The sequence below is a fragment of the Streptomyces sp. SID5910 genome, from assembly GCF_009862125.1.
Taxonomy (GTDB): Bacteria; Actinomycetota; Actinomycetes; order Streptomycetales; family Streptomycetaceae; genus Streptomyces.
Map to the genome: position 1 here is coordinate 1 of NZ_WWHX01000229.1, position 6239 is coordinate 6239.

Annotated in this window: 6 protein-coding genes; 1 reads left to right on the forward strand and 5 read right to left on the reverse strand. The window is 72.3% G+C overall.

Annotated features, from left to right (window positions below):
- From GTW67_RS08385 to GTW67_RS08400, 4 genes are all read right to left on the reverse strand, one after another.
- A partial coding sequence (locus GTW67_RS08385; RefSeq protein ID WP_161164176.1) for a methylmalonyl-CoA mutase family protein occupies positions 1–145 on the reverse strand: 145 nt, incomplete at its 3' end.
- An 18-nt stretch (positions 146–163) separates the two neighbouring features.
- Positions 164–1507 carry a crotonyl-CoA carboxylase/reductase gene (ccrA, locus tag GTW67_RS08390; protein WP_161164177.1) on the reverse strand — a complete coding sequence of 448 codons (1344 nt, stop codon included), beginning with the start codon at positions 1505–1507 and terminating at the stop codon, positions 164–166.
- A gap of 325 nt (positions 1508–1832) precedes the next feature.
- Positions 1833–2651: a TetR family transcriptional regulator gene (locus tag GTW67_RS08395; protein WP_161164178.1), complete on the reverse strand. Its 819-nt coding sequence runs from the start codon at positions 2649–2651 to the stop codon at positions 1833–1835.
- Positions 2652–2790: 139 nt separating this feature from the next.
- On the reverse strand, positions 2791–4596 hold the full coding sequence (locus GTW67_RS08400; RefSeq protein WP_161164179.1) for a 3-hydroxyacyl-CoA dehydrogenase family protein: 1806 nt from the start codon (positions 4594–4596) through the stop codon (positions 2791–2793).
- 378 nt (positions 4597–4974) lie between these two features.
- On the opposite strand from GTW67_RS08400, the gene GTW67_RS08405 reads away from it, so the two are divergent.
- Positions 4975–5568, forward strand: a complete 594-nt coding sequence (locus GTW67_RS08405; protein ID WP_161164180.1) for an adenylosuccinate lyase — start codon at positions 4975–4977, stop codon at positions 5566–5568.
- 55 nt (positions 5569–5623) lie between these two features.
- On the opposite strand, the gene GTW67_RS08410 is transcribed toward GTW67_RS08405, so the two are convergent.
- The gene (locus GTW67_RS08410; protein ID WP_524539760.1) at positions 5624–6127 is read right to left on the reverse strand and encodes a GNAT family N-acetyltransferase; all 504 of its coding nucleotides are present in this window, start codon (positions 6125–6127) and stop codon (positions 5624–5626) included.
- Positions 6128–6239 lie beyond the last annotated feature (112 nt).

Consider the following 6239-nt stretch of genomic DNA (forward strand, 5'->3'; position numbering starts at 1 on the left):
TCTGGGTCGGCAGGTCGAAGGCGACCGACAGACCCGTCTGCCCCTTGGCGAGGTTGCGCCGGTACAGCTCGTTGGACGCCTCGGCCGTGGAGTGGCCGGCGTACGTGCGCATGAGCCACGGCCGGTCCTTCTGACGCTCAGTCATGTGTGGCCTCCGCCGTCCTCAGATGTTCCGGAAGCGGTTGATGGCGTCGATGTGCTGGGCGCGCAGCTCCTCGTCGCGCACGCCCAGGCCCTCCTCGGGGGCCAGGCACAGCACGCCGACCTTGCCCTGGTGGAGGTTGCGGTGCACGTCGTACGCGGCCTGGCCGGTGTCCTCCAGGGAGTACACCTTGGACAGCGTCGGGTGGATCTTGCCCTTGGCGATGAGGCGGTTGGCCTCCCAGGCCTCGCGGTAGTTGGCGAAGTGGGAGCCGATGATGCGCTTCAGCGACATCCACAGGTAGCGGTTGTCGTACTCGTGCATGTAGCCCGAGGTCGAGGCGCAGGTGGTGATGGTGCCGCCCTTGCGGGTGACGAAGACGGAGGCGCCGAAGGTCTCGCGGCCGGGGTGCTCGAAGACGATGTCGATGTCCTCGCCGCCGGTGAACTCGCGGATGCGCTTGCCGAAGCGCTTCCACTCCTTCGGGTCCTGGGTGTGCTCGTCCTTCCAGAACTTGTAGCCCTCGGCGTTGCGGTCGATGATCGCCGTGGCGCCCATCTTCCGGCAGATCTCGGCCTTCTCCGGGGAGGAGACGACACAGACCGGGTTGGCGCCGCCGGCCAGCGCGAACTGGGTGGCGTAGGAGCCGAGGCCGCCGCTCGCGCCCCAGATGAGCACGTTGTCGCCCTGCTTCATGCCGGCGCCGTTGCGGGAGACCAGCTGGCGGTACGCGGTGGAGTTGACCAGGCCCGGGGCGGCGGCCTCCTCCCAGCTGAGGTGGCCGGGCTTCGGCATCAGCTGGTTGGACTTGACGAGGGCGATCTCGGCGAGGCCGCCGAAGTTGGTCTCGAAGCCCCAGATGCGCTGCTCGGGGTCGAGCATCGTGTCGTTGTGGCCGTCGGACGACTCCAGCTCGACGGAGAGGCAGTGCGCGACGACCTCGTCGCCGGGCTGCCAGGCGTTGACGCCCGGGCCGGTGCGCAGGACGACGCCGGCCAGGTCGGAGCCGATGATGTGGTACGGCAGGTCGTGGCGCTTGGCCAGCTCGCTGGTGCGGCCGTAGCGCTCCAGGAAGCCGAAGGTGGACAGCGGCTCGAAGATCGAGGTCCACACCGAGTTGTAGTTGACCGAGGAGGCCATGACGGCCACCAGGGCCTCGCCCGGGCCCAGCTCGGGCAGCGGCACCTCGTCCAGGTGGATCGACTTGCGCGGGTCCTTGGCGCGGGTCTCCATGCCCGCGAACATCTCGGTCTCGTCCTTGTGCACGGTGATCGCGCGGTACGACTCGGGGAGCGGCAGTGCGGCGATGTCGGCCGGCGTGGATGCGGGCGACTGGATCGCGTCCAGGATGTCCTTCACGGTCACGGTGTTGCCTCCGGCGGTGAGCGCCCTGAGGGAGGGGCGCTGAGGGTTACGTCGGTGGTGCAGAGGGGTTGGGTGAAAGTGCCTGTGACGCAGGCGCCGGGCGCGCGGGGGATGGGTGCGGGGACAGCCCGGACACCTTCAACGTATGACACCGCGTGTCACCCCGCAAGGCACTGAGTGCCAGAAACTGCACTCAGATGAAATCTTTACGCAACATATGAGCGATGATCGATCGAATGAGGTCCCGTAGAGGGTGGAAAAGGGGCGTTGACATGCAAAAACGGCCACCCGGTGGGTGGCCGTCGTCACAGGGGAAAAACCCGGTTCAGCGCTCCTTGAGGGCCTGCTCGATGGTGCGCATGATCTCGTGCAGCGGGGCGTCGGTGCGGGCGACCGTCACCAGCACCTCGCCCTCCACGGAGGCCGCCGAGGCCGCGGAGGCCGGTCCCGAGGACGCCGTGCTCCGCCCGGCGCCGATGCCCGTGCCGAACGTCTTGCGCACGATCGCGAAGGCGTGGTCGAGCTGCGCCTCCACGTCGCCCTGCCCGCCCGCCCGCAGCCAGCGCCGCAGGACGTGGTTGTGGGCGGTGACCACGGCGGACGCGGCGACCTCCGCCAGCAGCGGGTCGTCGTTGGCGTCGTCGTCGTGCGCGTGCTCGTCGAAGTGGCCGAGCAGATAGCGGGTGAACAGACGCTCGTAGCGGGCCACCGACGCGATCTCCGCCTCGCGCAGGGTGGGCACCTCGCGCGTCAGCTTGTAGCGGGCGACCGAGATCTCCGGCCGGGCCGCGTACATCTTCATGACTTCCTTGATGCCGCGGCACACGGTGTCCAGCGGATGCTCGTGCGCGGGCGCCGCGTTGAGCACGGCCTCGGCACGCACCAGGGTGTCGTCGTGGTCCGGGAAGATCGCCTCTTCCTTGGAGCGGAAGTGGCGGAAGAAGGTGCGGCGGGCGACGCCGGCCGCGGCCGCGATCTCGTCGACGGTGGTCGCCTCGTAGCCCTTGGTCGCGAACAGCTCCATGGCCGCGGCCGCCAGCTCCCGGCGCATTTTGAGCCGCTGGGCGGCGGCCCGGCTGCCGGCCGCGCTCTCCGGAGCGTCGGGCGTAGCTGGGGTACGTGAGGACTTGGCGGGCTGGGACATGACCCGAACGTACTGCATGTGCGCAGGCCGGTGCGCATCACCGGGGATTCCCCCGCCCACGAAGGGCGGGGGAGACCCGGCCGGGTCGAGCAGTCCGCCCCAGTCCTCCTCGGACCGGAACCAGTCGCCGGGACCGGGCTCAGCGGCGGGCATATTCGCGGAAGCCACGGCCCGTCTTGCGGCCGAGGCAGCCCGCGGCCACCAGGTGCTCGAGCAGCGGCGCCGGGGCCAGCCCCGGGTCGCGGAACTCGCGGTGCAGCACCTTCTCGATGGCCAGCGACACGTCGAGACCGACCACGTCCAGCAGCTCGAACGGGCCCATCGGGTAGCCGCCGCCCAGCTTCATCGCCGCGTCGATGTCGTCGAGCGTCGCGTAGTGCTCCTGCACCATCTTGACCGCGTTGTTGAGGTACGGGAACAGCAGCGCGTTCACGATGAACCCGGCCCGGTCGCCGCAGTCCACGGCGTGCTTGCGGACCTTGGCGCACACCTCGCGGACGGTGGCGTGCACGTCGTCCGCCGTCAGCACGGTGCGGACCACCTCGACCAGCTTCATGGCCGGCGCCGGGTTGAAGAAGTGCATGCCGATCACGTCCTGCGGGCGCGAGGTGGCGCGGGCGCAGGCGACGACGGGCAGGGACGAGGTGGTGGTGGCCAGCACCGCGCCGGGCTTGCAGACCTTGTCCAGCGTCGCGAACAGCTGCTGCTTGACCTCCAGGTCCTCCGCGACCGCCTCCACGGCCAGGTCGACGTCGGCGAAGTCGTCGTACGTCCCCGTCGGCGTGATCCGCCCCAGGGTCGCGGCGGCGGCCTCGGTGGTGAGCCTGCCCTTGTCGACGCTGCGCGCCAGGGACTTGCCGATACGGGCCTTGGCCGTCTCGGCCTTCTCCGCGCTGCGGGCGGCGAGGACGACGTCGTACCCGGCCTTCGCGAACACCTCCGCGATGCCGGACGCCATGGTGCCCGAGCCCGCGACGCCCACGGAGCGCACGGGACGGCCGGCGACCGTGGTCCCGCCCGCGCGCGGGGTCAGGGCGTCGGGCACGACGACCGCGCTGCCCGGCGCCTCGTACGTGTAGAAGCCGCGCCCCGTCTTGCGGCCGGTCAGACCGGCCTCGCTGAGCTGCTTCAGGATGGGCGCGGGGGCGTGCAGCCGGTCGTGCGAGGCCGAGTACATGGCCTCCAGGACGGTGCGCGCGGTGTCCACGCCGATCAGGTCAAGCAGCGCCAGCGGCCCCATCGGCAGCCCGCAGCCGAGCCGCATCGCGGCGTCGATGTCCTCGCGGGAGGCGTAGTTCGCCTCGTACATCGCCGCGGCCTGGTTGAGATACCCGAACAGCAGCCCGTCGGCGACGAATCCGGGCCGGTCGCCCACCGCGACGGGCTCCTTGCCGAGGTCCAGGGCGAGATCGGTGACCGCCGCGACGGCGGCCGGCGCGGTCAGCACCGAGGAGACGACCTCCACCAGTCTCATCGCCGGCGCCGGGTTGAAGAAGTGCAGGCCCAGCACCCGCTCCGGGCGGGAGGAGTCCGCGGCCAGCCGCGTCACCGACAGCGCGTTGGTGCCGGTCGCCAGGATCGTGTCGGGGCGCACGATCCCGTCCAGCTCCCGGAAGATCTGCTGCTTGATCTCGTACGACTCCGGCGCCACCTCGATCACGAGGTCGGCGTCGGCCGCGGCCCGCAGGTCGGTGGCCGTACGGACCCGGGCGAGGGCGTCGGCGCGCTCGTCCCCGGTCAGGCGTCCGCGCTCCACGGCGCGGGCGGTGGACGCCTCCAGCGCGGCGACGGCCTTCGCGGCCTGCGCCTCGCTGATGTCGATGCCGACCACGTCGCGGCCGGCCCGGGCCAGGACCTCGGCGATGCCGGTGCCCATCGTGCCGAGGCCGACCACGGCGACGGTGCGGAGCGGGGACAGAGGGGTGTCGGACTGGGGAGTGGCCATCGCGGGACTCCAGGAATGAGGGTGACGACGGAACGCCCCGGGTGCGCCGGACGGCGCACCGGGTGCGTACGGAGTGAGGAGTGCGGGTGTTGCCGGGCTGCGTGCGCACACGCCCGGTGCCGTCCGCAGGGCGTGCACACGCCCGGGCGGCGGCGGGGTCCGACCGGCCCTGTCCCGAGGCCGGATCGCACTGCGGTGCCCGAGGCACCGGATCTGCCGATCTGCTCCCACGGCGGCTGCGTCACCAAACCGTCGTGCGGAGTGCTGCGGGTGGGTGACCCGCTCGTCTGAGATTAACTCGCGGGTAACGAGCGCGCCAGCCCCCGGTGTTCGTGATGTGGCTCCCACACCGCGTGTGACCCGCCTAACCTCGGTGTCATGGACGAAGAGTTGCGATCGCTCACGGAGCGCTTACGGTCCGAGGCGGCCGCCTCCGGGACACCGGGCGCCGTGACGGCGTGCGACCGGCTCGCCGCGACCGGCGACCACGACGCGCTGGCCGCGGTGCTCACCGAGCCCGGACAGCCGCTGTGGGCCCGGGAACTCGCCGCGTTCCGGCTGGGACTGGCGGGGGACCGGCGGGCCTTCGAGTCCCTGGTGCTGCTCCTCAACCACCGCGACCCGCCGCGCTGCGCCTCCGCCGCCCACGCCCTCGCCCGGCTCGGCGACCCGCGCACCGCCCGCGCCGCCGCCGCCCTCGCCACCAACGAGCTGCGCGTCGCCTACGCCCTGCATCCGGTGCGCCTGCTGGTCGAGCTGCGCGCCCCGGAGGCGGTGCCCGCGCTGATCACCACCCTGGGGCGCCGGCTGCGCCCGCACGACCCGTACCGGCGCGTGGCGCTCGCCTGCGTCGACGGCCTCGGCTCGCTCGGCGACGAACGGGCCGCGCCCGTGCTGAAGGACGCCCTCGCCCACCCGTCGCTGGCCGAGGCGGCGGTACGGGCCCTGGCACGGATCCCGGGGCAGCGGTGAGGGGGCGGCCGGTGTGGCCCGGGGTGGCGGGGAGCCGCCGGTCCCGTGCGTGCCGTCAGACGGTGAGCGGTCTGGTGTACCGGACCTCGGGCACCGGGACGCCGTCCACGTCGGACGACTCCACCGCGCCGTCGGCGCGGAAGCCTGCCCGCTCGTAGAAGCGCCGGGCGCGGGCGTTGCCCTCCAGCACCCACAGCAGCATCCGCGGGTGCCCGGCGGCAGCGCACCGGCGCACCGACTCCCCGAGCAGGGCCTGTCCGACGCCGCCGCCGAAGCGCCCGGCGTCGACGTAGATCGCGTACAACTCGGCGTCCCCGGTGCGCAGTTCGCCGTCCCGGTACGGCCCGTGGCAGGCCCAGCCGACCACGTCGCCGGCGTCGTCCTCCGCGACCAGGTTCACCAGGCCGGCCGGGGCCCGGGTGAACAGGGCGCGGCGCCGCTCGGCGTCCTCGGTGACACTGAGCCCGTCGAGGTACGGCTGCGGCATCAGTCCCCGGTACGCCGACTGCCAGCCCCGCACGCGTATCTCGGACACGCGGTCGCAGTCGGCGAGCGTCATCTCCCGCACGCGCGGGCCACTCACGGGGCGACCACCGCGAACGGCGGCGGGGGCGGCGATGCTGGTCGGGTCACTCATGCCCCCATGGTGGACCATGGCACCGACAACGCCC